Genomic DNA, 25,115 nt, shown 5'->3' with positions numbered 1-25,115 from the left:
CCCTGCGGGCTTGCACCTCAAGATGAGGGCTGATCTCCAGCGCCCGCTGCACGGCGCTCATCCCGAGGCGCCCGAAAGCGAAGCTGCAGGGCCTCGAAGGATCACCTCCTCGTACGCCGCCTTGGCGATATGAATGCTGCTGAACGCGGGCCTGTTGCCACCAGCGCCCATCCCATACTCCCCTCATTCCTGTGCTTGTCATAGAAATCCACCCACGGCGCGTCTGCGCGGTGAATGAATTCCTTTTTGAAGGAGTCTTCCGCGCCCAAAGACTTGGGCACGCTGGATTCCTGTGACAAACACAGGAATGAGGGCGGTTGAGGGGATGCCGTCCCCAGACAACAGCACTCGGCACAGCAAGCCTGCCGGAATGGAAACCTACGAGGTGGAGACAAAACCTGTTCATTCCGCCACCTCCACCTTATCCGGATCATGCGCGACCAGCTTCCGCTCGCCGCCGGCCCGCATGCGGATCAGCGCGATGATGGCGAGGCCGGTGATGGCGACAACGGCGATTTCGCCGAGCGTGTCGGTGCCCCGGAAATCGACGATGATGACGTTTACGACATTGGCGCCGTGGGCGATGGTTTTCGAATAGGTGTTGAAGAAATCCGTCAGCGCCGCGTTGAACGGCCCTTCTGTGGCCCTCATCAGCAACAGCGCAAAACCGAGGCCGCAGGCGAGCGCGATGACGCCGTCGCCGAGCCGCTGGCGCAGCGGCCGGGGATCGGTCGGCGACAGGCGAAGCCGCGTCATGACGAGCGCCAGGATGACGACCGAAAGCGTCTCGACCATGAACTGGGTGAAGGAGAGATCGGGCGCGCCGAAGAGTAGGAAGATCAGCGCCACGGAAAAACCCTGGATGCCGAGCGAGACGATCGCCGTCAGCCGGTCGCGGGCGGCAAGCACCGCCGCAAGACCGATCACGGCGAGCAGGAAGACTGCCCATTCATGGAGCTGCACGCCGCGCGGCCAGACCGGAAACGATGGCAGTTCGCCATAAAGCAGCGGCGGCACGAGGAGGATCAAGGCGACGCAGAGGAAGGTAGCGGTCACGTAGATTTCCAGCCGCCCGGGCTGGACGATGCGGGTGACGCGCCAGGCAAGGCGGACGAGCCCGGCGATGAAGCCGTCGAAGGCCCGGTCCGGCCCCGGCCCTGCCGCCTGCAGGAAATATACCATCAGCGCCCGGGCCTGCTCTATCTTCCAATAGACCGCAATGCCAAAGATCACGGTCAATACGGAAAGCGCAAGCGGAAGGCCGAGATGCGGCATCGGCGTGATCGCAACCGCGATTGCATCGCTCTGGACGGCCGAAGCCATCGGCGACGAGACGTAGTTATGCGTGAAGCCGGAAAAGAGCGCGCCGGCAAGGCCCAGCACCGCCAGAACGCCGGGACCGAGCCAGAGCAGGACGGGCGCCTCGTGCGCATGCTTCGGGGTTTCGGTCGCCCGACCGGTGAAGGGTTTCAGGCCGACCGAAAAGGCGATCGCAAACATCAGCGCATTGCCGAAGATCGCGACTGCGGTGAACACCAGCGAACGCAGGTTGCCACCGGCGAGCGCGGCATAGATCTCCTCCTTGGCGAGGAAGCCGAAAAAGGGCGGAAGACCCCCCATCGAAATCGCCGCGAGGATCGCGATCGCGAATGTCAGCGGCATCGCGCTCATCAGGCCGCCGAGCCTGGTAATGTCGCGGGTGCCCGTCTCATGGTCGAGGATGCCGGCAACCATGAAGAGCGCGCCCTTGAAGAGCGAGTGGGCCACCAGATAAAGCACCGCCGCTTCCACGGCATATTCCGAACCGAAGCCGGTGAGCAGGACGAGAAGGCCGAGCGAGGACACCGTCGTATAGGCGAGCTTCAGCTTCAGGTCGGCATGGGCAATCGCCAGCGCCGAACCGGCAACGAGCGTCATGCCGCCGAAGAAGGGCAGCAGGATTTCCCAGGCGGATGTCGCGCCCATCACCGGGTTCAGCCGCATCAGGAGATAGACCCCGGCCTTCACCATGGTTGCGGAATGCAGGTACGCGGAAACCGGTGTCGGCGCCTCCATGGCGTTCGGCAGCCAGAAGTGAAACGGAAACTGCGCCGATTTGGTAAAGGCGCCGCACAGCACCAGACCGAGCGCCGCAAGATAGAACGGGCTGCCGCGGACGACGTCGCCGAACGGCGACAGCAGCGACATCTGCGTGACGCCGGTGATGTTCCAGAGAAAGAGCAGACCAGCCAGCAGGCATAGCCCGCCGCCGCCGGTCACCACCAGCGCCTGGAGGGCCGCCCTTCGCGCCGCCCCCCGCTCATGGTCGAAGCCGATCAGCAGGAAGGAGGTGATGGAGGTCAGCTCCCAGAAGATGAAGAGCATCAGGAAACTGTCCGAGACGACGACGCCGAGCATCGCGCCCATGAACAGGAAGATGAAGGAGAAGAAACGGCCCTGCTGCGGATGCCCCCTCAGGTAGCCGCCGGAATAAAGCACGATCAGCGTGCCGATGCCGGTGATCAGCAGCGCGAAAGTGAGCGACAGGCCGTCGAGAAACCAGGAGAAGCTCAGATTGTAGCTCGGCACCCAGTTGTATCCGCCGGTCACTACCTCGCCGCGGGCGACCTCTGGTGCGAAGTGGAGGAAATGCAGGAACGACAGGAACGGCACGGCCGCCAGCAGCCAGGCGCCGTTCGCGCCGAGCCGGCGAATGACGAAAGGGGAAATCAAGGCGCCGAGAAGCGGCAGGCACAAGGCCAAAAATGTCAGACCAGTGACACCGGCCATGTCCCCTCCTCATTGCCAGAAAATGATGCGTTGGCGCGAACTTAGGGTAATCGGCAAGCGCCCTCAAGCAATTTCGGAGGAGGTTTGGAGAATGATCGGAGGCGGCCCGGTCAGGCCCGGCTGGACGTAGCAGCCGAGGCAAGCATGTGCAGCAGCAGGAAAACCACCGTCAGCGGCCAGAGAATGCAGGCGACCGCGCCCGCGAGGCGGGCCAACGTCCAGCCGTCGTGGTTGGCCCAGCCTTCCAGCAAAGTCATCGTCATAAAGAGCGCAGCCACAAGACCATAGGTCCAGGGCAGAACACCGATGAACACGTCCATATCCCCCGCCGGCATCAGCCGCCATGGTTAAGAGTACGTTAACGGCACGGTCGGGGTCAAACCGCCCTTTCGGATTAGCTCTGCCGGCAATTGCGTGCTCAAACGCAAAGCACGACACAGGGCCGGCGCCGCATTCACCGTTCGCTAACCGATTGTTGCGGAAAACGGTGGAGAAAGGCGATCCCTTGTGGCGCATCAGGTTAAGAGATCTATTTCGCTCAAACACGGCAAAGTTGTTCTAAACGGAGAGGAAGATCATGAAAATCTCATTGGTGACCGTTGCCCTGATTTTGACCACGTCAGCCGTTGCACATGCCGAACAAGTTTGCGGAGACCTGACGAATCAAACGGACATGAACATCTGTGCCGGCAAGGCCTATCAGAAATCGGACGCCGAACTGAATGCTCTTTACAAGCAGATCGAGGCGCGGCTGAAGGACGATGCGGATACCAAGAAACTGCTGGTAGCGGCGCAGAAGGCCTGGGTCCGCTTTCGCGATGCGGAGTGCAATTTCTCAAGCTCGACGGTCGCAGGCGGCACTGCATATCCATTTATTTCCAGTACTTGCCTGGACACGATCACCAAAAGCCGCATCGAAGATCTCAAAGGGTACTTGAAATGCGAGGAGGGCGACTTGGATTGCCCCGTTCCGGCGGCGAACTGACGAGCGGACCTGTGGCCTGTTCCAGATCAGCGGCACCGCTCTAACCTGCCTGCCTTGATCCCGCGTGTCCTGCGCCCCACATTCTGGCCAAGACGGGATCGCCTCTCCGGCGCGAAAGGAGCATGCCTGATGTCCGAGACCACGAGCGCCAAAGTCCGCAAGACCGATGCAGAATGGAAAGAACAGCTGACGCCGGAGCAATACCGCATCACGCGCCAGCACGGCACGGAACGCGCCTTTACCGGCCCCTACTGGGATACTTTCGAGGCCGGCCTGTACCGCTGCGTCGGCTGCAACGCGCCGCTCTTCCGTTCCGATACCAAATTTGACGCCGGCTGCGGCTGGCCGAGCTATTTCGAGCCGGTGTCGCCGGATGCCGTGACCGAGCACCGCGACAGCTCCTATGGCATGGTCCGCACGGAGATCCGCTGCGGCAGATGCGACGCGCATCTCGGCCACGTCTTCCCCGACGGCCCGCCGCCGACCGGCCTGCGCTACTGCATCAACGGCCATTCGATGGTGTTCGAGCCGGGGAAATAGGCGAGGATGCAGGAGGGGGTTACCGCCTGCGTCGACCCTGCTCGCTCTCGTCTCTGTGCTTGTGACAGATATCTGGCGGCGGCGCTTCCGCGCCGTTTATGACTCATTTGCCTTGAAGGGAGTCTCCCGCGCCGAAGGACTTGGGCGCGCTGGATTCCTGTGGCAGGCACAGGAATGAGGGAAGAGTACACGACAGCGTCCGAAGGCAACCTCGTATTTGCCGCAGCCGTGCCTCAGATCGAAGCGCTTGGAATGTTCCCATCAACTGACTTGATGAGGCGGCCGTTCAGCGTTTTAGATAGCGGACGACGAGCCTCACTTCGGAACCCTGAATTCCATGCAGGTGAGATCGAGCCAGCGGCCGAACTTGGTGCCGACTTCGGAAAAAGTGCCGGCGGTGCGGAAGCCGAGCTTTTCGTGCAGGCGGATCGAGGCGACGTTTTCCGATTCGATGCCGGCGATCATGACGTGGATGCCGTTCTCTTTGGCCTTCTCGATCAGCGCCTGCATCAAGAGCTTGCCGATGCCGCCGCCGCGGCAGTCCTTGTCGACATAGACCGAGTGCTCGACCGTGTGGCGATAACCGTCGAAGGGCCGCCAATCGCCATAGGAGGCGTAACCCGCGACCCGCCCTCCCTTTTCGGCGACCAGAATCGGAAATCCCTTCGCCTTGCGTGCCCTGAACCATTCGGCGCGGTTTTCGAGGTCGACGAGGGTTTCGTTCCAGATCGCTGTCGTATGTTCGACGGCGTCGTTGTAGATGTCGCGGATCGCCGCAAGGTCGGCTTCGGTGGCGTCGCGCACGAGGACGGCGTCGGTCATGTCATGTCCATTCCGGTTCGTTCCGGCTCAAGCGCATACGCCCGGCATCCGGCGATGTAAACCGTGAATTGGGGCGACGAAAGAGCGATCAGAGCCTGGCGGCGCTCATGCTGAAGCAGGTGAGCACTGCCGAGTAATGCACCGCAGCGGCGGCAACCACGAAACCGTGCCAGATGGCGTTCTGGAAGCGCAGCTTTTCCCAGACGTGGAAGATCACGCCCGCCGAATAGATAAACCCACCTATGAGGATCAGAAGCATCGAGGCGAAGGGAATGCGCGACGAGACCGGTTCGGCAACCAGAATGCCGCTCCAGCCCATGGCGAGATAGAGGAGGATCGCAAGCCTGTCGTAGCGCCCCGGAAAGGCGCATTTCAGGAAAATGCCGGCGGCCGCCATCACCCAGATGGCGATCAGCATGCCGAAGAGCAGCGGGTCGTCGGCACCGCGTTGAAGGAAAGGCGTATAGGTCGCGGCGATCAGGAGGAAGATCGCCGAATGATCGAACCGGCGCAGGTACCATTTGGTGCGCGAGACCGGCCAGGCATTGTAGGAAAAGGAGATGCCGAGCGTCAGCACGAGGCCGACGCCGTAAATCCATGCGGCCGCGATCTCGCCGTAGGAGCTCCAGACCGTCGCATAGAAGATCAGCACGGTCGCGCCGACGAGCGCGAACACCAGGCCGACACCATGCACGATGCCGTCGGCGATCAACTCGTATTTGTCATAAGCCCAGCGAATGCCGTTGAACTCGCCCATCAATGCGTACCCATTCCTCAACAGCGCCAATGCTCTCACCGAACGGGCGGCGGCGCAACAGGCGGCAGCACCGTGCGCGGTAAAACTTCGTAAAACGCTTTAATCCTACCGATCGACCAGCACCGAGCATTTCGCGTGGCGCACCACCCGGTCGGCGGTTGCGCCGATGAAATAGTTCGAGAAATCCGGAACATGCGAGGCGACGATGATGAGGTCGGCGTCGTGCGCCGCTGCGGCGGCGAGGATGCCGTGCGCCGCCGGGCCGCGGCCGATCTCTACCTTTGCCGGGATGCCGGTCCTCAGCCGCAGCTGCTCCAGCTGCGCCCGCCCATCATCGATCGCATTGTCGATCAACTCGGCCGGAAGGTCGACCGCGATATAGGTCGGCACGTCTTGCACGACGTTGAGCAGGATAATCTCGCCGCCGGCATCGAGCAGCGTCGCGGCCTTGCGGAATGCTCTTTCTCCCCTCTCGATCGTGCCCATTTCGACAGGGACGATGATCTTCTTGTACATGCTTTTCCTCCACAGCGGGCTTACCTACCTAAGAAGATAACGCACGCCAGACAGGTTCAAGTGGGCACAAGCGGTCGTCAACATCTGCTCAACGCTTTATCTTCAAAAACCGCTCTTCTGTGAACAATCGGAATCCGCCATATAGTATGGAAGTACAGCGGCCCGAAGGGACTTGGAGGCGACATGGACCGGCGACGATTCTCGGGCTTGCTACAGGCAGCGCTTTCGCTGCCGCCCATAAGCCTTTCCCATCCATGGCGGGAGATCAATTGATGACGACGGAAACCTCCTATGCGCTGACGCAGCCTGCCTATGTCGACCAGTCGCATCTGGTCGTCACCGACCTGCCGCTGGTCTCGGGCTTCTATCAGTCGATGCTCGGCCTCAAGGTGATCGAGAAGGCGCCAAGCGGCGACGTGCTCGGCGTGAACGGCCTGCCGCTGCTGACGCTGACCACCGACAGCAAAGCGCAGATCGCCCCGCGCAATGCCGCCGGCCTCTTCCACACCGCCTTCCTGATGCCGAACCGCACGGAACTTGCCTGCTGGCTGCGCCATGCGGCGCACAACAATGTCGTGCTCGACGGGGCTTCCGACCATCTCGTCAGCGAGGCCATCTATCTCTCCGATCCCGAAGGCAACGGCATCGAGATCTATGCCGACCGGCCGCACGAGGCGTGGAAATTTCACGAGGACGGACAGGTGGAAATGGCGACGATCCGCCTTGACCTGCAGGCGCTCTACGACAGCGCGCCGGAGGATGCCTGGGGCGGCATGGCCGACGGCACCGCGATCGGCCACATCCATCTGCAGGTCGGCGACATTCCGGAAGCCGACGCGTTCTATCGCGACGTCCTCGGCCTGACGCTGATGGCGCGCTACCCCGGCGCAAGCTTCTTTGCGACCGGCGGCTACCATCACCATGTCGCCGCCAACATCTGGAACAGCCGCGGCGCCGGCGCCCGCACCGAGGGCATGACCGGCCTTTCCGGCTACACGCTGCGCTTCAACGACAAAGCCGCGCTCGACAATGCGGTGGCGGCGCTCGAGCGGCTGGAGATCAAGAACGACAAGCGCGACGGCGGCGTGTTCCTCAAGGATCCCTGGGGCATCGGGCTGACGCTTTCGGCTTGAGGCGACGGTCTCGGCAGTCCCGTTACGCTCGCGCTTCGAACACCATGTTGAACGGCGTTTCCGTCGCGCGGCGGAAATGCGAGAAGCCGGCATCGAGCGCCACTTTCCTGAGCCTTATCTCGCCCGCCTGAGCGCCGAGGCCGAGGCCGACCTCCTGCGACAGCGACGCCGGGGTGCAGATCATCGTCGAAGCACCGTAATAAACGCGGCCGATCGGATTGAGGTTGTCCTTCAGATTGTCGTGGGCAAACGGCTCGACGATCAGCCAGGTCCCGCCGGGCGCCAGCGTTTCCTTGACATGACGGCCGGCGCCGACGGGGTCTCCCATGTCGTGCAGGCAGTCAAACATCGCGACCATGTCATAACCCTGAGGGGCGAATTCGGCCGCAGTGCCCTGCTGGAAGGTGACACGGTCGGCGACGCCTGCCCCTTCGGCCGTGGCCCTGGCTCGTTCGATCGAGGGCGCGTGATAATCGAAACCGAAGAAACGCGAGGCGGGATAGGCTTGCGCCATCAGGATCGTCGAAGCGCCGTGGCCGCAGCCGACATCGGCGACCTTGGCTCCCGCGATGAGTTTGGCTTCAACGCCGTCCAGCGCCGGTATCCAGCTCGAAATCAGATGGGTGTTGTAGCCGGGCCGGAAGAAGCGTTCAGTGCCGCGGAAGAGGCAGGCACTGTGTTCATGCCAGCCGACACCCTGTCCGTTGCGGAAGGCTTCGGCGATCTTCGGCTCGTCCATCCACATCGACTGTGTCACCTGGAAGGCGCCGGCGAAGAAGGCGGGGCTATCCTCCTGCGCAAACACCATCGCCTGCTCGGGCGTGAGATGGAAGCGGTCCGTCCCCTCGTCATAGGTTATGTAATCGGCCGCGGCCATTGCCGAGAGCCATTCGCGGAGATAGCGCTCCTTCAGTCCGGTCTCCTTCGCGAGGCGCGCCACATCCCGCGGCTCGCCGTCCGCTAAAGCCTTGAACAAGCCGAGATCATCGCCGAGCACAACGAGCGCGCCGGAAACCGCGGCTCCGACATCGCCGACCAGCCGTTCGACGAGTGCATCGAGCTTCTTGATATCGGGACCGCGCATGTCACCCTCCATTGCGACGAGGAAAAACCAGCCCTCGAGAATTATTCTGAGCCTGCCTCGCGGTTGTCAATTTGCCCAAACTGAGTAGCGGTCAGGCAACCTGGCGCCGCCGGAACCAACACGCATTCCGTGCGTTTTCGTTTTGAGTTAATGGGGCTTTCGGGAACATTCCATAAATGCGCTTCGCCAATGGCATCCGGAAACATGCGAAGAAAATCGCAATCGGCGAGCGGCCGACGAGCGCATGGGAAGAAACGCTGACCACCGCGACGGAAGAAATGCCGCAGGCGCCGGCGCACCGCGTCGAGAAGGACGCGCTCGACGTGAGCATGGCCTGGGCGGTCATCGGCATCTTCGCAATCCTTAGCCTTACCGCCGTCTACCAGATGTCGCTGATCCTCATCCCCGTGACGCTTGCCGTCGTCGTCGGCATGATCCTCGGCATGGCGGCGGAGAAACTGGGCAAGCTCGGCGTGCCGCCGGTCACCAATGCCGTCATCCTTTCCAGCGCCGTTGCGCTGGTGATTCTCCTACTCGCCAATTCGCTCGCCGAACCCTTGACGACGCTGGCCAACGAGGCTCCGGCATTCATCGAACGAACGATCAACCGGATCATGCCCCATCTGGAGCAGATACGCTGGCTGCGCATTACGCCGGCGACCTTTGAGAGCGGGCCGGTGTCGATCGACGCGCTGCTCGAAAACACCGGCAATGTGCTGCATCTGGTGACAACGAACCTGACACCGGCGCTGGTGCAGGCGCTGATCTTCTTTGCGGCGCTGCTGCTCTTCCTTTCGGGACGTGTCAAGCTGCGCCGGACGATCATCCTGGCCTTCCGGACGCGGCGGCAGCGGCTCGCAGCCATCCGTGTCATCAGCTCCGTCGAGCAGGTGCTCGGTTTCTATTTCGCGACTGCCTCGGTCATCTATGCGGGGCTCGGCGTCGCCATGGCGATGATCGCCTGGGCGGGCGGACTTTCGGCCCCGGTGCTCTGGGGCTTCTTCGCCTTCCTTTCGAGCTTCGTTCCCTATCTCGGCATCACCATGATGACCTTTGCAATCGCGGTCGCGGGCATCCTTACCCATGACGGCATCATCCTCGGCCTTCTGCCAGCGGCTGCCTTCTTCGTCGTTCACCTCGTCATGGAAAACCTGGTCTTCCCCGCCGTCATGGGGCGGCGGCTGGAGATCAATCCCTTCATCGTCTTCGTCGCCATCATCTTTTGGACATGGATGTGGGGCGCGGTCGGCGCCATGCTCGCCTTGCCGCTGTCGCTGATCGTCATGACGATCATCGAGGAACTCTTCATCGAGGAAAAGGTGCAGCCGCAATTGCCGAAGTAATTCGGGGCGGGACGCGTCTCTCCTACTCCTCATTCGTGTGCCTGTCACAGGAATCCAGTGCGCCCAGGTCCTTGGGCGCATGGAGACTCATTTGATGTGGGAAGAGAGTTATTCACCGCGCGGACGCGCGGTGGCTGGCACTGGCACAGGGATGACGGAAAAGGGCAGCGCCAAACAGAGACGCCGTGTTTGCCGCCCCCTCACTGCGATGGAAGTGCCGAGAGTGCTGCCTTCCCATCCCCTCGCTGACCTGATGAGGGGAGCAAGGGGCGAAGGCAGCGCATCAAGCCACGCCCCGGCCCTCAGTCATACAAATAATACGTGCTCCACTTTTCCCGCGGCACTTTCTCTCCAATCTCGTACTGCAGTTCGCGCACGTTGATGTGCTGCGGGCCGGTGATGCAGGTGTAGGACAGGTGATACCAGTCGCCGTGGCTGCGGAAAACGGCGCCCGGGGCTTCGAGCTTGTCGTCGCCGGGAATCGGGTCCTTGAAGGTGTAGGCGATCACCTTATCCGGCTTGAATCCGGTCTTGTCCTTGTTGATGCGGCTCATCGCCTCGGTGTCGCAGCTCTGTTCGAGGCGGGTGGCGGGATCGAGTTTTTCCAGCTGCTTCTTGATGGCCGGATCGACCGCGAAGGCGGAAGAGGCAAGGCTGACGAGAGACAAAGACAGGACCAGGCATTTCGGCATTACGGCAAATTCCTCTGCATGCTCATGGCGGAATCCGACCGGTCCTGGTCCTCAGCCCAAGCCAGAACGAAGCGTAAATTCCGCGCGACGGTAGCGGACTTTGTTAAATAATGTGGTGACATCAAGGCACATGAGGAAAGCTTCGATTTTGCCGCAGGCGCCCCGAGACCTGCCTTGGCGCTTGATCCGGGCCGCCCGCACCTCTATCTCTTTTCCACCCCGCAATTCCGATCCGGAGCTTTTCCTTGTCTGTTTTCAAGAACCTGCCGACCCCGCCTGCCGCCGCCAAGAAGCCCGTTTCAGATACCCGCCACGGCATTACCCGGACGGACGACTATGCCTGGTTGCGCGCCGGCAACTGGCAGGCGATGTTCAAGGATCCGTCGATCCTCGACCCCGAAATCCGCAGGTACCTGGAGGCGGAAAACGCCTATATGAACGCGGCGATGGAAGACACCAAGCCGCTGCAGAAGACGCTCTTTGCCGAGATGCGCGGCCGCATCAAGGAGGACGACAGCTCGGTGCCGATGAAGGACGGCGCTCACGCCTACGGCACCTTCTTCGTAACCGGCGGCGAACAGCCGCGCTATTTCCGCATCCCGCGCGACGGCGACGTCAAGGACGAGACGATCCGCACCGTTCTGCTCGACGGCGATAAGGAGGCGATCGGCAAATCCTATTTCCGGCTCGCCGGCCTCGACCACTCCACCGACCACAGCCGCGGCATCTGGGGCTATGACGACAAGGGATCGGAATTCTTCACGCTCAAGGTGCGCAATCTTTCGACCGGCGAGGACATGGCCGACGTGATCGAGAACACCGGCGGCGGCGGAGTCTTCGCACCGGACGGCAGGAGCTTCTTCTATTCGGCGCTCGACGAGAACCACCGGCCCTCCAAGGTGTTCCACCACATCGTCGGCACACCGCAGAGCGAAGACCGGCTGGTCTACGAGGAACAGGATGCCGGCTTCTTCATGAGCGTCGGCGGCTCGCTGCTCGACGACTTCATCTACATCGACATCCACGACCATGAAACCAGCGAATACCGGCTGCTCTCGACCAAGGACCTGACGGCCCAGCCGAAGCTCGTGGCGAAGCGCGAGACCGGCATCGAGTATACGCTGACGGAAGGCGGCGATGTCTTCTACATCCTCACCAACGACGGCGGCGCCAAGGATTTCAAGATCATGGAAGCGCCGGTTGACAATCCCGGCAAGGAAAACTGGCGCGAGGTCGTATCGCACAAGACGGGCACGCTGATTATCAACCATATGGCCTATGCCCGCCACCTGCTGTGGCTGGAGCGCAAGGACGGCCTGCCGCAGATCATCGTCCGCGACCGCAAGACCGGCGAGGAACATGCGATCGCCTTTGCCGAGGAAGCCTATTCGCTCGGGCTGCAAGGCGCTGCGGAATACGACACCGACGTCATCCGCTTTTCCTATTCGTCGATGACGACGCCCTCGCAGCTCTACGACTACAACATGGTGACGCGCGAGCGGACGCTGTTGAAGACGCAGGAAGTGCCGTCGGGCCACAATCCGGACGACTACGTCACCCGCCGGGTCTTTGCGCCGGCATGGGACGGCGAAAAGGTGCCGGTTACCCTGCTTTACCGCAAGGACACGCCGCTCGACGGTTCGGCGCCCTGCCTTCTCTACGGCTACGGCGCTTACGGGATCAGCATTCCGGCCGGCTTCAATACCAACTGCCTGTCGCTCGCCGACCGCGGTTTCGTCTATGCCATCGCCCATATCCGCGGCGGCAAGGACAAGGGTTTCGCCTGGTACGAGAACGGCAAGATGGCCTTCAAGACCAATACGTTCAAGGACTTCATCGCCGCCGCTGACTATCTGAATCAGCAGAAGTTCACCTCCTACGCAAAGATCGTCGCCGAGGGCGGATCGGCGGGCGGCATGCTGATGGGCGCCATTGCCAACATGGCGCCGGAGAAGTTCGCGGGCATCATCGCCGCCGTTCCCTTCGTCGACGTGCTGAACACAATGCTCGACGACACTCTGCCGCTGACGCCGCCGGAGTGGCCGGAATGGGGCAATCCGATCGAGAGCAAGGAACACTACGAGCAGATCGCCTCCTATTCCCCCTACGACAATATCGGCGAAAAAGCCTATCCGCCGATCCTGGCGCTCGGCGGCCTGACCGACCCGCGCGTCACATACTGGGAGCCGGCAAAGTGGGTCGCCAGGCTCCGCGACAAGACCACAAGCGCGGCGCCGGTCCTGCTCAAGACCAACATGGATGCCGGCCACGGCGGCGCCGCCGGCCGCTTCCAACGGCTGGAGGAGATTGCGTTTGAGTATGCGTTCGCGATCAAAGTGGCGGGGAAGGTGTGAGTTTGCCGTGTGGCCTCCCCCTCTGCCCTGCCGGGCATCTCCCCGATATGGGGGAGATCACTGGTGGCCACGGCATCCCGCCTCTTGAACCCCAAGCCAGGATGATCGCTGATTGAAGCCGCGCTGAACCGCTTAATGTTTGAGGAAGCCGGTGCAGCCAGCCGATCTCCCCACCTGTGGGGGAGATGCCCGGCGGGGCAGAGGGGCTTGATACAGGCACTTTGAGGAGGACAAAATGCCAGTCTACGTCGCCTTGCTTCGAGCCGTGAATGTCGGCGGCACCGGCGCGCTGCCGATGGCGGAGTTGAAGGGCATTTGCGAAGGGCTCGGCTTCGAGCATGTCCGGACCTACATCCAGAGCGGAAACGTTGTGTTCCTTTCGGATGAAAGCGAACAGGCAGTCGGCGAAAAGCTCGACGAGGCTCTGGCCAAGAAGTTCGGCAAGAAGCCGGGCGTGATGATCCGCAACCGCAACGAATTGCAGAAGATCGTCGACGAGGCGCCCTTCCCCGATGCCAAGCCGAATTTCCTGCTGGTCAACTTCTTACCCGACATGGCGCCTGCCGACGCTCTGGAGCAGATGGTGGCGCCGGATGGCGAGGAAGCTGTGATTTCCGGCCACGAAATCTACGTGCACTATCCGATCGGCTCCGGCAAATCGAAGCTCAAGCTGCCGGCGCTCAAGGCGGGAACGTCACGGAACCTCAATACCGTGCGCAAGCTCGCCGAGATGGCAGCGGCGATGGAGGATGGCAGTTAGCGCTGCAGCAATTTTTCAAGATCGCGGCGACCATCAAAGACGCGGACGATTTCGATATAGTCAACGGCTCACCGTCAGGCACCAGCCTATAAAGACGAATATAGCGCGCCTCGACCAGCATCCGCGCATCTTCCTGAAGATCGGGACGTCGAGGTCATCACCCGCCTGTGGTGTCCATCTGACGTCAACGACCACGGTTGGCCGCTTCCAGTCGATTGCGCGCTTCCTCACGCAGCTTACCGACATCAAGTGGTTCGCCAGGTCCGCTTGCTATTTCCTGATCCCACAGCTTTTTCAGAACGGCGGCGTCGCCGAATTCGGCGCTATGCCACAGCAGCCATTTGTCAAGCGCTTCGGCAAGAATTTCATCGGGCTTTTCATATTCGCCGGATGCAATGAGCCGGCACAGGCTCTCTGCCTGTCGCGAGGTCAGCTCGATATTGAGTTTCTCGTTCAAAGCGTCTGCATCGCCGGTGCCGAAGCCACGCTGTCATCTTCGTTCCGATCCCTAGCCTACCCCCTCGACACCTCCGCTGCCGGTTGGAACAGCAGCTTGACGAACGTTCTGAGCATCAGGATCTGCTCGGCAAGCGTATTCGGTTCCTTGAGCGTCTTCGACAGCACAATGCCGCCCTCCAGGACGGAGGAGACCATGTCGGCAAGTTGATCGATCTGCACCGGCTCGCGCGGCGTGTAGACGGCCACGATCTCTTCGAACATGCCGCGGAAGCGGCGGCGCCAGGCGAGCACCGCGTTCCGGTTTGTCTCCCGGATCTCGCGATCGAAGAGCCGTTCGTAATAGCAGACGGTCGCGACGAGGCAGCCGGGATGCCCGTTCGGCAGATCGGAGAGCAGCTCGGACAGGAGCTTGAGGCCGAGCAAGAAGGATTGCAGCGGATCGTCCACCAGGTCGCGGGCGCGGCTGAATATTTCGTCGTAGATCCGCTCGTCGTTTTCGATGTAGCGGTTAAGCAACGCTTTCGCGAGCTCGTTTTTGTCCTTGAAATGATAAAAGAACCCGCTCTTGGTGATGCCGGTCTCGGCGATCAGCTCCTCGATGGAGGTGCCGCCGAAACCCTTCTGGAGCACGGCCGCCTCCGCCACGTCGAGAATGCGGGTTCTCGTTTCCTCGCCCTTGCGCATAAACCCCTCCTGTACCGCCGGTACAGTTTTCATCGCGGCCCAACGCATCACCCATGCCGCCTCATCCTCCCAACCGATTGATTCAAATCGTCAACCCTGGAAATCGCCACCAGTATACCGCAAGCAGGCTAGTTTAGCAGGCTCTAAAGGAGGAGAAATTTCACCCGGCCGATCGATCCGACCGGTCAAAATGAGGGCGGGCCTACAGATGAGCAAATACAGAGACAGACTGCCGCAGTTGAGCGGCGGAACATTCATCACCGACGGCGGCATGGAAACCACGCTGATCTTCCACGAGGGCATGGAGCTTCCGCATTTTGCTTCCTTCGTTCTTCTCGCCTCGCCGGAAGGGCGGCGGAAAATGGCGGAATACTACAGGCGCTATCTCGACATCGCCCGGCGGCACGGCATCGGTTTCGTGCTCGACACGGCGACATGGCGGGCCAATGCCGATTGGGGCAACAGGCTCGGCTATTCACCGCAAGCACTGAAGGCTGCAAACGAGGCGGCCGTGGACCTGCTTGTTGAGCTCAGGCGCGAATACGAGCGGCCGCAGATGCCGATCGTCATCAGCGGCGCGATCGGCCCGCGCGGCGACGGCTACAAGGCGGGCGCGACGAGCGCGTCGGAAGCCGAGGACTACCACGGCGAGCAGATTGCAGCTTTCGCCGGGTCGGAAGCCGACATGGTGGCGGCCTTCACGCTCACTAATATCGACGAGGCGATCGGGATTGCCCGCGCAGCCAAGGCGCATCGCATGCCATCTGCGATCTCCTTCACGGTGGAAACCGATGGCAGGCTGGTGACCGGCCGCAGCATCCAGGATGCGATCGAAACGACGGACACAGCGACCGACGGCGCGCCGGCCTATTACATGATCAACTGCGCCCACCCGATGCATTTCGAGGCGGCGCTCGATCACGGCAGCGGATGGGTGAAGCGTATTTACGGCATCCGCGCCAATGCCTCGATGATGAGCCATGCCGAGCTCGATGACAGCGAGACGCTGGATGCCGGCGATCCGATCGACCTCGGCAACCGCTACCGGAGGTTGTTGTCCCGCATGCCGCAACTGCGCGTGCTCGGCGGCTGCTGCGGAACCGATCACCGGCATGTCGCGGCCATCTGCGAAGCATGCCTGCCGCCGCAGGCTGCGAGTGCCTGAGGTGTGTCATGATTACGATTCAGAAATGGCGGCCGAGCCATCTGTTTCATGAAGCAGTTCGCTATGCCTTCAGCCATCACAGGCACAAGCACGAAGCCTTCGAGCTGTTCGATGCCGGACTGATGCCTTTCGAGGGTCTCGACGGTCATCTGCTGCGGGACATCGGCATCGGCCCGAACGGGTACCATGCGCATGTCGCAGATCAGCCAGCCGGTCCCGACAAATCGGGGCCGGTGCATGCTCCGTGACCGATGGCGACGGATGTGTCCGCTGCCGTGCGGCTTGCATGCACAGCGGAGCGGCCCTACCTATGGGCCATGACCTCCGTTCTTGAAAAAACCGCGCCAGTGCGCACCTTTCCATTCGACAACAGCTATGCGCGGTTGCCGCAGCGCTTCTTTGCGCGGCAGGAGCCGTCGCAGGCGGCGGAGCCTTGGCTGATCAAGCTGAACGAGGACCTCGCCACCGAGTTGGGCCTCGACGTGGACTTGCTGAGGCGCGACGGTGCTGCGATTTTTTCCGGCAATCTCCTGCCCGAAGGCGCCGAGCCGCTGGCGATGGCCTATGCCGGGCACCAGTTCGGCGGTTTCGTGCCGCTGCTCGGCGACGGGCGCGCGATCCTGCTCGGCGAGGTGATCGACAGGAACGGCAAGCGGCGGGACATCCAGCTGAAGGGCGCCGGACAGACGCCGTTCTCGCGCCGCGGCGACGGGCGCGCCGCACTCGGGCCGGTGCTTCGCGAATATATTGTCAGCGAGGCGATGCATGCGCTCGGCATTCCGGCGACGCGAGCACTGGCGGCGGCTTCGACCGGGCAGCCGGTCTACCGCGAGGAAGTGCTGCCGGGTGCCGTTTTCACCCGCGTCGCGGCAAGCCATATCCGCGTCGGCACCTTTCAGTTCTTCGCCGCCCGCGGCGACGCAGAAGGCATCAAGGCGCTCGCCGACTACGTGATCGAGCGGCATTATCCGGAGCTGAGGGCCGCAAAAAACCCCTATCTCGCACTCTACGAGACGGTCTGCGAACGGCAGGCGGCGCTGATTGCCCGCTGGCTGCATGTCGGCTTCATCCACGGCGTGATGAATACCGACAACATGTCGGTTTCCGGAGAGACGATCGATTTTGGGCCTTGCGCCTTCATGGATGCCTATGATCCGGCAACCGTGTTCTCCTCGATCGACCATCACGGCCGCTATGCCTATGCCAACCAGCCCGGCATTGGCCAGTGGAATCTCGCCCGCCTTGGCGAGACACTGCTGCCGCTCTTCGATGCTGATCAGGACAAGGCCGTCGAGCGCGCGAACGACGTCATTACGGGCTATGGCAAGCGGTTCCAGGCGCATTGGCTTGCCGGCATGCGCCGCAAGATCGGGCTTGCCTCGGAGGACGACGGCGATCTGGAGCTGATCCAATCGCTACTGGCGCTGATGGAGGCCGGAAAAGCCGACTTCACGCGGGCCTTCCGGCGCCTCTCAGCGCTTGCGGGCGACGCGATGGAGGAAGCGGCCTTTACCGCGAGCTTCCGCGAGCCGGAGGCCTGCGGCGAATGGCTCACGCGCTGGCGGGAACGGCTTTCGCGCGATCCACAATCGCCAGCCGAGCGTGCTGACGCGATGCGCAAGGTCAATCCCGCCTTCATCCCGCGCAATCACCGCATCGAACAGGCAATCATTGCCGCGACCGAGGACGGAGACTTCTCCTTGTTCGAAGCGCTGCTGACGGTTCTTTCCAAGCCTTACGAGGACCAGCCGATGTTTGCGGCCTACATGGAGCCGCCGAAGCCGGAAGAGCGGGTGCTGCAGACGTTTTGCGGGACGTGATACTCGTCAGATCGGCCGCGACATGAAGACCTCGGTGTGTGCAATGCTGTCCGGCATCTGGCGGAACGGCGGGCAGCGGGTGAAGCCGAAGGCCTCGTAGACCGAGATCGCGTTTCCCATATAAACCGTCGTGTGAGCCACGATTGCGCGGCGATGGCCTTTTTCAACTTCAGCCAGGACCGCTCGCATCAGCGCACTGCCGATGCCCTTGCCGCGGAATTCGGGATCGACATAGAACTTGCGAATCTCCATGGTTGCGTCATCGAATGGAGCAAAGGCCAGGCATCCCGCGGGCGCGCCCTCCCATCTGGCAATAAACATCATGGCATCCGCCACACTGTATCTTGCTGCCAGGCTACTGCTGGTTTCGCCGTGGTACATGGCCAGCACTTCTTCCGGAGCAACGCCGTAGGCCTGCACCTCGGCTGCATCCCATGCCGCGAGCGCATCGCAGAATCCCGCGGCAATCTCGAAATCGGCCGCGCCAACCGCCTTGGAAACAGAAATCATCCCGTGATCCCACCATCCAATGATGCGATTGCATATCACGGCTGTATATTTCGTGCGAGCGGCGTCGCGCGCTTCACGCTGAACGGAAGGTGCCGAAGAAGCAATACGACAGGGCGTTTTTGAGAAACGTGAGTGCCCCCATCTTCCTCATCGAGTCGGCCGATGGGGGACGCATGGAAACCGTACACCTTCATCACCCGCCCTCGCCCTTCGAGGCGCCGCCCACGGGCTTGCACCTCAGGGTGAGGGCTGATCGCCAGCGCCCGCGGCACCTCGCTCATCCAGAGCTGTCCGAAGGCGAAGCCGCAGCGCCTCAAAGGATCATCCCACTCGCGCGACGTTTACGGCAACATGGCATCCACGCCATCCTGCGCCAATTGTGGCCATTGAACGGTAGCCCCTTCGCCCTAAGTCGCTGATTCGGCGGAATTGTCCGCATCCCCCCATGCCCAGCTCATCTCAGCGGGAGACCGGCCTTATGGCGATCGTCATTACTTCCATCCTTTTTCTCATCATCGGACTGGCACTCGGCGGCGGCGGGCTTTGGCTCGTGGTGCTCGGCGGCAGCGTTTTTTATCTGTTTGCAGGCTTGATGTTTCTCATTACCGCTACGCTGCTTTTCATGCGCAGGGCCGCGGCGCTGTGGGTCTACGCGGTGCTGGTGCTCGTGGCGCTGATCTGGGCCGTATGGGAAGCCGGTTTCGACTGGTGGCAGCTCGGGCCGCGCGGCGGCTTGATCATTCTGCTCGGGCTTTGGCTATTGACGCCGTGGATCCGAAGGCCGCTCGGGTTTTCGAGCCCGAGCGGCCTTCCCTACCCCGCCAATCCCAATCCCTGGCCGCTCGCCGTGCCGGTGATCATTGCCATTCTCGTTGCCGGCTATTCGATGACGACCGATCCGCATGATCTTGCCGGCGAGTTGCCCAATGAGGTCGCGGCGGCCGCGCCGCCCTTCGGCGGCAATGTGCCAGACGGCGAGTGGCATCAATATGGCCGCACGCCTTTTGGCCAGCGCTATTCGCCGCTCGACCAGATCAACAAGGGCAACGTGAAGGATTTGAAAGTCGCCTGGGAGTACCAGACCGGCGACGTCAAGCGGCCCGACGATATCGGCGAGACGACCTATCAGGTGACGCCGCTCAAGATCGGCGACACCCTCTACCTCTGCACGCCGCACAACTGGGCGATCGCGCTCGACGCCAAGACAGGCCAGGAGAAATGGAAATACGATGCCAATTCCGGCATGAACCCGGACCGGCAGCACCAGACCTGCCGTGGCGTGACCTATTATGCCGATCCAGCGACCCCAGCCGCACAGCCCTGCGCCGCGCGGGTCTACCTGCCGACGTCCGATGCGCGGCTGATCGCGCTCGATGCCGCCGACGGCAAAGTCTGCGAGAGCTTCGCCGACAAGGGCGTCCTGCATCTCGAAACCGGCATGAAATATAATCCCGCCGGCTATTACTACTCCACCTCGCCGCCGGTCGCCGTCGCGGGCAAGCTCATCATCGGTGGGGCGGTCAATGACAACTATTCGACGCAGGAGCAATCCGGCGTCATCCGCGCCTTCGACATCAATACGGGCGCGCTCATCTGGAACTGGGATTCGGGCAATCCTGACCAGACCGCACCCCTGCCCGAAGGTCAGACCTATGTCACCAACTCGCCGAACAGCTGGTCCGTCTTCAGCGTCGATGAAGGGCTGGGAGCGGTCTATATCCCGCTCGGCAATCAGGTGCCGGATCAGCTCGGCATGAACCGCAGCGCCAATGTCGAGAAGTTCTCCTCCTCGGTCATCGCGCTCGACATCAATACCGGCCAGCTGAAATGGGTGCAGCAGTTCGTCCATCACGACCTCTGGGACATGGACGTGCCGGCGCAGCCCGTGCTTTTCGACATGACGAAACCCGACGGCAGTGTCGTTCCGGCTCTCGTCGCCCCGACGAAGCAGGGCGATATCTACGTTCTCGACCGGCGCACCGGCCAGGCGATCATTCCCTTCAAGGAAATCCCGGCACCGGGCGGTGCGATCGCCGAGGACCATACGGCGCCGACCCAGCCGATCTCCGACCTCACCTTCTCGCCCGATCCGCTGCAGGAGAAGGACATGTGGGGGGTCACGCTCATCGACCAGCTCGCCTGCCGCATCGCCCTGCACCGCTACAAATACGAGGGCCGCTATACGCCTCCTTCGGTGGAGGGCACGATAGTCTTTCCGGGCAATTTCGGCACCTTCAACTGGGGCAGCGTCGCGGTCGATCCGGAGCGGCAGATCATGTTTGGCATGCCGACCTATCTCGCCTTTACCTCGAGGCTCGTTCCCGCGGCCGAAATCCCGCCGAAGGGGCAGGATGAAAAAGGCAGCGAACAAGGCCTGAACCGCAATGACGGAGCGCCATACGGCGTCTTCATGGGACCGTTCCTCGGCCCGCTGCAAATCCCTTGCCAGGCGCCACCGTGGGGTTATGTCGCGGGCGTCGATCTCAGGACCGGCAAGATCGCCTATATGCACAAGAACGGCACCGTGCGCGACATGACGCCATTGCCGCTGCCCTTCAAGCTCGGCGTGCCGGGCATCGGCGGGCCGATACTCACCAAGGGCGGGGTCGCCTTCCTGGGCGCTGCCGTCGACAACTACCTGCGCGCCTATGACGCTACCAACGGCAACCAGCTGTGGGAAGCGCGGCTTCCGGCCGGTGGTCAGGCTACGCCGATGACCTATACAACCAGCGACAACAAGCAATATGTCGTCATGGTTGCCGGCGGACACGGGTCGGTGGGGACGAAGCCGGGGGATTACGTGATCGCCTATACGCTGCCGTAGGCGTTATGGGCGGCCGCTGGAGAGCAGTCGTCATAGAGGGTCCCACTCAAGCTCGCGCAGCAGCGCCTGCCTGACGACTCCGTCTTGCTTTTTTTATTCAAGCCGGCGAGTCGTTCTGCCAGTTCGTCCACTTCACGATCTTCGACGTGGAGAGCCAATGGGAAGTCCTCTTCCAATACCCCAATATTATAAGTGGGATATCCCTTCGTCACGCTACTCCGCCAATTCGCTAGTGCAAGTTCGCAAAATGATTCAAGACGATGCGGCGTAGATTCATATCTTCGCCGCATGCTTTTGAATTTGCTGGTTATCCCGCCATGCCCGCGACTATCTTCGCAACTTCGGCGAAGACGGGGTTCAACTCCTTCACCGGTGCCGTCGCCTCGGCGATATAGGTCGTCACGAGGATCGGGCCGCGGCCCTTCGGCCAGGTGATGGCGATGTCTGCGGCGGTGCCGTTATTGCCGGTGCCGGTCTTGTCGCCCACCTTCCAGCTTCCCGGCAGACCGGCACGGAGGCGCGCGCCGCCGGTGGTGTTTGCCATCATCCACCCTATCAGCGTGTTGCGCGAGGGCTCGGACAGCACTGAGCCGAGCGCAACATTGCCGAGCGTGTCCAGCATCGCATCTGGCGTCGTTGTGTCGCGCGGATCGTCCTTCTTGCCTTCGTTCAACGCCGTCTCCCAGCGGTCGAGGCGTGTCGAGCGGTCGCCAATCGAGCGCAGCCATTTGGTCAGCGCCTCCGGGCCGCCGAAGCTTTCGAGCAGCAGGTTGCCGGCGGTGTTGTCGCTAAGCGTAATCGCCGCCTTGCAGAGTTCGGCAACGCTCATCCCCTCACCGCCGACGTGTTTTTCCGTTTCCGGCGAATAGGAGACGAGCTTGCTCTCATGATAGATCACGCGGCGCTCAAGATTTTCCTCGCCCTTGTCGACGCGCGAGAGCACCATGGCCGAGGCAAGCACCTTGAAGGTGCTGCACATCGGGAAGCGCTCGGTTTCGCGATAGCCGAGCGTGACCTTCGTCTCGGTGTCGATGACCGAAACGCCGAGCCGGCCGCCGGTGCGCTTTTCAAGCCCCGCCAACCGGCGCTCAATGTCGTCGTCCGTTCCGGAGGCGCGGGCGAAAGGGGCAAGGGAAAGTGCGGGAAAAAGCATCGCCGTCTTCAAGATCAGGCGGCGATGGATTGAAAAGTCATTCATGAAATCACTCCGGCTGAATCAACAGACAAAGAGCTAAGCCGCGATTGTGGCGCCTTGCCGTCACGTTTGCGGCTTCATCAAGCCGCCTGTCGTTGCGTGACCTCGACGGTTACATGCGACAGCTCGTACAGCGCTTCGAGCTTCGCCTTGTAGAAGGCGGGCTCGCGCGGCTCGGACGTCGCGACGGCAACGATCGCGGCGTGATGGCCCGGGCCGACCTGCCAGACGTGCAGGTCGGTGATGCGGTCACTGCCGGTTTCGATCACTTTGCGGATTTCGCCGGGCAGTTCCTCTCCATCGGCAATCGCATCCAATAATACGCGGCCGGAAGACTTCATCAGACCCCAGGACCATTGCGCGATGATGAGGCCGCCGGCGATGCCCATCAGCGGATCGAGCCAGAGCCAGCCGTAAAGGCTGCCGAAGGAAAGGGCCGCAATTGCGAGCACGGAGGTCAGCGCATCGGCAAGGACGTGCGTGTAGGCGGCGCGCATATTGTTGTCGGTGGTCCCGCGGGCGTGGGCGTGGTCGCCGTGATCAGCATGCGCATGGTCGCCGTGGCGATGATGGTGGCCACGCCCGTGATGATGGTTGTCGTCATTGAGCAGCCAGGCGCTGACGAGATTGACGGCAAGGCCGATGACGGCGACGCCGATCGCCTGTGCGAAGCTGATCGGCACCGGATTGACGATGCGCAGGACGCTTTCCCAAGCCATCAGCAGCGCGATCATCGCGAGAATGATGGCGCTTGCGAAACCCGCCAGGTCGCCGAGCTTGCCGGTGCCGAAGGTAAAGCGCGGATTGCGGGCCTCTTTGCGGGCATAGAGATAGGCGACCGCGGAGATCAAGAGCGCACTTGCATGCGTCGACATATGCCAGCCGTCGGCGACGAGCGCCATGGAGCCGAAAATTGTGCCAGCGCTGATTTCCACAACCATCATCACCGCCGTCAGCACGATCACGAACCAGACGCGGCGCTCGTTGCGCTCGTGGTCGACGCCCAGGAAGACATGGTCATGTTCCAGCGTTTGTGTGCTCATCGCGCGCTCCTTCGATGTCGTCAGCGGATGTAGGTCCGCAGTACTTGCGAAATTTCCTCGACCGCCTCGGCGCGGGCCTTCTCGTCGGCCGCGTGCAACACGTGCTCGTGCAGGTGATCTTCCAGCACCTCGCCGGTCAGCCCATTCAGCGCGCCGCGGATCGAGGCCAGCAGTTGCAGGATATCGCCGCAGGGACGGTCCGCCTCCAGCGCGCGCTCGACGGCCTCAAGCTGGCCCTTTAGGCGGCTGACCCGGGCGATGAGCTTTTTCTTCTGTCGGATGGTGTGGGACATGAGGGGCCGTTTGTTAATATAGGGGGGTATGGTATATTCAATGATTGAGAAAGGGAAGTGCGAAACTGGCTGCGACGCTTGCAACATTCCCCCTTCTCCCCTCGAGGAGAAGGGGCCTGAAAGGTCGGATGAGGGGGACGGTGGGCATCGTCTTTGCTTGCCGCCAGACGTTCGCTCCTTCGTTGCTCACCCTCATTGACCTTCGGACATCAACCGGGATCGCGCCACGGGTCTCGACCCGCCCTTCGGACCCCCGCTGGGAAGAAGCGAGAAGCCGCCGGATGTTCTTCGGTCTGCCTTCAGCGGATAGAAAAAATACTCATAGCGCCGGTCCAGCTTTGCCGTGAAATCGTCCCAGACGAAGCTCTGCACCGGTGATCGCAGGTGGTGACGACGGTCTTCTCGTTCGGCTTCGGGATGACGCTTGCGAAGACCTTCATGCCATAGACGAAATAGCGCTGGTTTTCCGTCGGGTCGTAGCGCTCAACCGCGAAACCCAAGGGGCCTTTCGTATCGGCATTGACACCGGTGACCGCGAAAATGCGATATCCTTCCACCTCCTCAGACACGAACGCATGATGCCCTCCGTAAAAGCGTTCGTCTGGAATTGCCGAATTTCTAGATAAAGCTGCAGCATCACGTTATACAACTTAATTGACCGTATTGATGGATGATGACAGCCCATTGACAAACGGCGCGTTCTGGAGAATCTATCGCGCATGATCGAGAACGCGCACATCACCAGCACGTATTTTTGGCTGTACCTGTAAAGGGCGGCCGGACAGATCATTTTGTCAACAAGCCGCCGTCAGGCGGCTTTGTTGTATCGGCAGCGTCCTGACGGCAGAACACCAAGCAAGGACGCTAAGGCCATGATTGCAACCGAAGACAGCGAAATTTCATTGCTCCGACCACCGGTAGTGACGATCCGCACGGCAAAACCACGGGACCTGCCGGCGCTCAACGAGATGATCGCCCTACTTGCCGCCCATCACGGCGACGCGGCCGCCGCCACGCCCGAGCAGCTGGAGCGCGATCTCTTCGGCCCGGTTCCGTGGATCACGGCGCTGGTGGCCGAAACCGATGAAGAGTTGATCGGTTACGCCATCCTCGTGCCGCTCTACAGGGCGCAGGAAGGCAAGCGCGGCATGGACCTGCACCACCTCTTCGTGCGCGACGGCCATCGTGGCCACGGCATCGGCCAGCACCTCGTCAACCGCGCCCGGGAAACCGCGAAGGCTGCCGGCTGCGATTACCTCTCGGTCAGTGCTGCGACCGGCAACATCCAGGCGCACCGTTTCTACCAGCATATGGACTTCACCCCTCGTCCGGTCACGGGCATGCGCTATATGCAGGCGCTGGCTTGA

Annotated in this window: 25 protein-coding genes; 11 read left to right on the top strand and 14 right to left on the bottom strand. The window is 61.9% G+C overall.

Annotated elements, in window-relative coordinates; translation table 11 throughout:
- Positions 1 to 402: 402 nt before the first annotated feature.
- Both N2599_RS03545 and N2599_RS03540 read right to left on the bottom strand, forming a co-directional pair.
- A complete protein-coding gene (locus N2599_RS03545; protein ID WP_027507554.1) occupies positions 403 to 2,769 on the bottom strand; it encodes a putative monovalent cation/H+ antiporter subunit A in 2,367 nt (788 codons plus the stop codon).
- Positions 2,770 to 2,879: 110 nt separating this feature from the next.
- The gene (locus N2599_RS03540) at positions 2,880 to 3,089 is read right to left on the bottom strand and encodes a hypothetical protein (protein ID WP_037140615.1); all 210 of its coding nucleotides are present in this window, start codon (positions 3,087 to 3,089) and stop codon (positions 2,880 to 2,882) included.
- A gap of 257 nt (positions 3,090 to 3,346) precedes the next feature.
- Between N2599_RS03540 and N2599_RS03535 the strand changes: the two genes are divergently transcribed.
- Positions 3,347 to 3,754 (top strand): lysozyme inhibitor LprI family protein, encoded by a 408-nt coding sequence (locus tag N2599_RS03535; RefSeq protein WP_027507556.1) that lies wholly within the window; start codon positions 3,347 to 3,349, stop codon positions 3,752 to 3,754.
- Positions 3,755 to 3,883: 129 nt separating this feature from the next.
- Positions 3,884 to 4,294, top strand: coding sequence for a peptide-methionine (R)-S-oxide reductase MsrB (gene msrB, locus N2599_RS03530; protein ID WP_027507557.1), 411 nt, complete (start codon positions 3,884 to 3,886; stop codon positions 4,292 to 4,294).
- A 315-nt stretch (positions 4,295 to 4,609) separates the two neighbouring features.
- Here msrB and N2599_RS03525 read toward each other — a convergent pair whose 3' ends face one another.
- The 3 genes from N2599_RS03525 to N2599_RS03515 all read right to left on the bottom strand — a co-directional run bounded on the left by N2599_RS03525 (position 4,610) and on the right by N2599_RS03515 (position 6,389).
- A complete protein-coding gene (locus N2599_RS03525) occupies positions 4,610 to 5,116 on the bottom strand; it encodes a GNAT family N-acetyltransferase (protein WP_027507558.1) in 507 nt (168 codons plus the stop codon).
- A gap of 88 nt (positions 5,117 to 5,204) precedes the next feature.
- Positions 5,205 to 5,873: a PAQR family membrane homeostasis protein TrhA gene (gene trhA / locus N2599_RS03520; protein ID WP_027507559.1), complete on the bottom strand. Its 669-nt coding sequence runs from the start codon at positions 5,871 to 5,873 to the stop codon at positions 5,205 to 5,207.
- A gap of 105 nt (positions 5,874 to 5,978) precedes the next feature.
- Positions 5,979 to 6,389, bottom strand: coding sequence for a universal stress protein (locus N2599_RS03515; RefSeq protein ID WP_027507560.1), 411 nt, complete (start codon positions 6,387 to 6,389; stop codon positions 5,979 to 5,981).
- Between the two features lie 272 nt (positions 6,390 to 6,661).
- On the opposite strand from N2599_RS03515, the gene N2599_RS03510 reads away from it, so the two are divergent.
- The gene (locus N2599_RS03510) at positions 6,662 to 7,522 is read left to right on the top strand and encodes a VOC family protein (protein ID WP_027507561.1); all 861 of its coding nucleotides are present in this window, start codon (positions 6,662 to 6,664) and stop codon (positions 7,520 to 7,522) included.
- A 22-nt stretch (positions 7,523 to 7,544) separates the two neighbouring features.
- On the opposite strand, the gene N2599_RS03505 is transcribed toward N2599_RS03510, so the two are convergent.
- Positions 7,545 to 8,606: a class I SAM-dependent methyltransferase gene (locus N2599_RS03505; RefSeq protein ID WP_027507562.1), complete on the bottom strand. Its 1,062-nt coding sequence runs from the start codon at positions 8,604 to 8,606 to the stop codon at positions 7,545 to 7,547.
- A 176-nt stretch (positions 8,607 to 8,782) separates the two neighbouring features.
- Here N2599_RS03505 and N2599_RS03500 point away from each other — a divergent pair, with 176 nt between their 5' ends.
- Positions 8,783 to 9,949 (top strand): AI-2E family transporter, encoded by a 1,167-nt coding sequence (locus N2599_RS03500; RefSeq protein ID WP_027507563.1) that lies wholly within the window; start codon positions 8,783 to 8,785, stop codon positions 9,947 to 9,949.
- Between the two features lie 302 nt (positions 9,950 to 10,251).
- Here N2599_RS03500 and N2599_RS03495 read toward each other — a convergent pair whose 3' ends face one another.
- Positions 10,252 to 10,641 carry a DUF930 domain-containing protein gene (locus N2599_RS03495; RefSeq protein WP_027507564.1) on the bottom strand — a complete coding sequence of 130 codons (390 nt, stop codon included), beginning with the start codon at positions 10,639 to 10,641 and terminating at the stop codon, positions 10,252 to 10,254.
- 245 nt (positions 10,642 to 10,886) lie between these two features.
- On the opposite strand from N2599_RS03495, the gene N2599_RS03490 reads away from it, so the two are divergent.
- Both N2599_RS03490 and N2599_RS03485 read left to right on the top strand, forming a co-directional pair.
- Positions 10,887 to 12,995 carry a S9 family peptidase gene (locus tag N2599_RS03490; RefSeq protein WP_027507565.1) on the top strand — a complete coding sequence of 703 codons (2,109 nt, stop codon included), beginning with the start codon at positions 10,887 to 10,889 and terminating at the stop codon, positions 12,993 to 12,995.
- Positions 12,996 to 13,230: 235 nt separating this feature from the next.
- Entirely contained in the window at positions 13,231 to 13,755 is a 525-nt protein-coding gene (locus N2599_RS03485; protein ID WP_027507566.1) for a DUF1697 domain-containing protein, read from the top strand.
- Between the two features lie 184 nt (positions 13,756 to 13,939).
- Here the strand turns inward: N2599_RS03485 and N2599_RS03480 are convergent, their stop codons facing one another.
- Complete coding sequence (locus N2599_RS03480; protein ID WP_037140619.1) at positions 13,940 to 14,212, bottom strand: ribbon-helix-helix domain-containing protein; 273 nt, start codon at positions 14,210 to 14,212, stop codon at positions 13,940 to 13,942.
- Positions 14,213 to 14,268: 56 nt separating this feature from the next.
- Positions 14,269 to 14,898, bottom strand: a complete 630-nt coding sequence (locus tag N2599_RS03475; RefSeq protein WP_027507568.1) for a TetR/AcrR family transcriptional regulator — start codon at positions 14,896 to 14,898, stop codon at positions 14,269 to 14,271.
- A 208-nt stretch (positions 14,899 to 15,106) separates the two neighbouring features.
- Here N2599_RS03475 and N2599_RS03470 point away from each other — a divergent pair, with 208 nt between their 5' ends.
- From N2599_RS03470 to N2599_RS03460, 3 genes are all read left to right on the top strand, one after another.
- Entirely contained in the window at positions 15,107 to 16,063 is a 957-nt protein-coding gene (locus N2599_RS03470) for a homocysteine S-methyltransferase family protein (protein ID WP_027507569.1), read from the top strand.
- 8 nt (positions 16,064 to 16,071) lie between these two features.
- A complete protein-coding gene (locus N2599_RS03465; protein ID WP_027507570.1) occupies positions 16,072 to 16,311 on the top strand; it encodes a hypothetical protein in 240 nt (79 codons plus the stop codon).
- A gap of 69 nt (positions 16,312 to 16,380) precedes the next feature.
- Positions 16,381 to 17,883, top strand: coding sequence for a protein adenylyltransferase SelO (locus tag N2599_RS03460; RefSeq protein ID WP_100772603.1), 1,503 nt, complete (start codon positions 16,381 to 16,383; stop codon positions 17,881 to 17,883).
- Positions 17,884 to 17,889: 6 nt separating this feature from the next.
- Here N2599_RS03460 and N2599_RS03455 read toward each other — a convergent pair whose 3' ends face one another.
- A complete protein-coding gene (locus N2599_RS03455; RefSeq protein WP_027507572.1) occupies positions 17,890 to 18,393 on the bottom strand; it encodes a GNAT family N-acetyltransferase in 504 nt (167 codons plus the stop codon).
- A gap of 478 nt (positions 18,394 to 18,871) precedes the next feature.
- Here N2599_RS03455 and N2599_RS03450 point away from each other — a divergent pair, with 478 nt between their 5' ends.
- On the top strand, positions 18,872 to 21,217 hold the full coding sequence (locus tag N2599_RS03450; protein ID WP_027507574.1) for a glucose/quinate/shikimate family membrane-bound PQQ-dependent dehydrogenase: 2,346 nt from the start codon (positions 18,872 to 18,874) through the stop codon (positions 21,215 to 21,217).
- A gap of 307 nt (positions 21,218 to 21,524) precedes the next feature.
- Here the strand turns inward: N2599_RS03450 and bla are convergent, their stop codons facing one another.
- The 4 genes from bla to N2599_RS03430 form a co-directional block, all read right to left on the bottom strand.
- Positions 21,525 to 22,415 (bottom strand): class A beta-lactamase, encoded by an 891-nt coding sequence (gene bla / locus N2599_RS03445; RefSeq protein WP_027507575.1) that lies wholly within the window; start codon positions 22,413 to 22,415, stop codon positions 21,525 to 21,527.
- A gap of 77 nt (positions 22,416 to 22,492) precedes the next feature.
- The gene (gene dmeF / locus N2599_RS03440; protein ID WP_027507576.1) at positions 22,493 to 23,455 is read right to left on the bottom strand and encodes a CDF family Co(II)/Ni(II) efflux transporter DmeF; all 963 of its coding nucleotides are present in this window, start codon (positions 23,453 to 23,455) and stop codon (positions 22,493 to 22,495) included.
- Positions 23,456 to 23,475: 20 nt separating this feature from the next.
- Complete coding sequence (gene dmeR / locus N2599_RS03435; RefSeq protein ID WP_027507577.1) at positions 23,476 to 23,748, bottom strand: Ni(II)/Co(II)-sensing transcriptional repressor DmeR; 273 nt, start codon at positions 23,746 to 23,748, stop codon at positions 23,476 to 23,478.
- Between the two features lie 299 nt (positions 23,749 to 24,047).
- A complete protein-coding gene (locus N2599_RS03430) occupies positions 24,048 to 24,317 on the bottom strand; it encodes a hypothetical protein (RefSeq protein ID WP_156915187.1) in 270 nt (89 codons plus the stop codon).
- A gap of 222 nt (positions 24,318 to 24,539) precedes the next feature.
- Here N2599_RS03430 and N2599_RS03425 point away from each other — a divergent pair, with 222 nt between their 5' ends.
- Positions 24,540 to 25,115 (top strand): GNAT family N-acetyltransferase, encoded by a 576-nt coding sequence (locus tag N2599_RS03425; protein WP_198521640.1) that lies wholly within the window; start codon positions 24,540 to 24,542, stop codon positions 25,113 to 25,115.

Origin of the sequence: Rhizobium sullae, from assembly GCF_025200715.1 — a bacterium.
Taxonomy (GTDB): Bacteria; Pseudomonadota; Alphaproteobacteria; order Rhizobiales; family Rhizobiaceae; genus Rhizobium; species Rhizobium sullae.
This window is presented reverse-complemented; position numbering and strand designations above follow the sequence as displayed.

Coding starts and splice junctions, on each gene's coding strand:
- N2599_RS03545 (WP_027507554.1), bottom strand. CDS start 2,769: ATGGCCGGTGTCACTGGTCTGACATTTTTGGCCTTGTGCCTGCCGCTT.
- N2599_RS03540 (WP_037140615.1), bottom strand. CDS start 3,089: ATGGACGTGTTCATCGGTGTTCTGCCCTGGACCTATGGTCTTGTGGCT.
- N2599_RS03535 (WP_027507556.1), top strand. CDS start 3,347: ATGAAAATCTCATTGGTGACCGTTGCCCTGATTTTGACCACGTCAGCC.
- msrB (WP_027507557.1), top strand. CDS start 3,884: ATGTCCGAGACCACGAGCGCCAAAGTCCGCAAGACCGATGCAGAATGG.
- N2599_RS03525 (WP_027507558.1), bottom strand. CDS start 5,116: ATGACCGACGCCGTCCTCGTGCGCGACGCCACCGAAGCCGACCTTGCG.
- trhA (WP_027507559.1), bottom strand. CDS start 5,873: ATGGGCGAGTTCAACGGCATTCGCTGGGCTTATGACAAATACGAGTTG.
- N2599_RS03515 (WP_027507560.1), bottom strand. CDS start 6,389: ATGTACAAGAAGATCATCGTCCCTGTCGAAATGGGCACGATCGAGAGG.
- N2599_RS03510 (WP_027507561.1), top strand. CDS start 6,662: ATGACGACGGAAACCTCCTATGCGCTGACGCAGCCTGCCTATGTCGAC.
- N2599_RS03505 (WP_027507562.1), bottom strand. CDS start 8,606: ATGCGCGGTCCCGATATCAAGAAGCTCGATGCACTCGTCGAACGGCTG.
- N2599_RS03500 (WP_027507563.1), top strand. CDS start 8,783: ATGCGCTTCGCCAATGGCATCCGGAAACATGCGAAGAAAATCGCAATC.
- N2599_RS03495 (WP_027507564.1), bottom strand. CDS start 10,641: ATGCCGAAATGCCTGGTCCTGTCTTTGTCTCTCGTCAGCCTTGCCTCT.
- N2599_RS03485 (WP_027507566.1), top strand. CDS start 13,231: ATGCCAGTCTACGTCGCCTTGCTTCGAGCCGTGAATGTCGGCGGCACC.
- N2599_RS03475 (WP_027507568.1), bottom strand. CDS start 14,898: ATGCGCAAGGGCGAGGAAACGAGAACCCGCATTCTCGACGTGGCGGAG.
- N2599_RS03470 (WP_027507569.1), top strand. CDS start 15,107: ATGAGCAAATACAGAGACAGACTGCCGCAGTTGAGCGGCGGAACATTC.
- N2599_RS03465 (WP_027507570.1), top strand. CDS start 16,072: ATGATTACGATTCAGAAATGGCGGCCGAGCCATCTGTTTCATGAAGCA.
- N2599_RS03460 (WP_100772603.1), top strand. CDS start 16,381: ATGACCTCCGTTCTTGAAAAAACCGCGCCAGTGCGCACCTTTCCATTC.
- N2599_RS03455 (WP_027507572.1), bottom strand. CDS start 18,393: ATGATTTCTGTTTCCAAGGCGGTTGGCGCGGCCGATTTCGAGATTGCC.
- N2599_RS03450 (WP_027507574.1), top strand. CDS start 18,872: ATGGCGATCGTCATTACTTCCATCCTTTTTCTCATCATCGGACTGGCA.
- bla (WP_027507575.1), bottom strand. CDS start 22,415: ATGAATGACTTTTCAATCCATCGCCGCCTGATCTTGAAGACGGCGATG.
- dmeF (WP_027507576.1), bottom strand. CDS start 23,455: ATGAGCACACAAACGCTGGAACATGACCATGTCTTCCTGGGCGTCGAC.
- dmeR (WP_027507577.1), bottom strand. CDS start 23,748: ATGTCCCACACCATCCGACAGAAGAAAAAGCTCATCGCCCGGGTCAGC.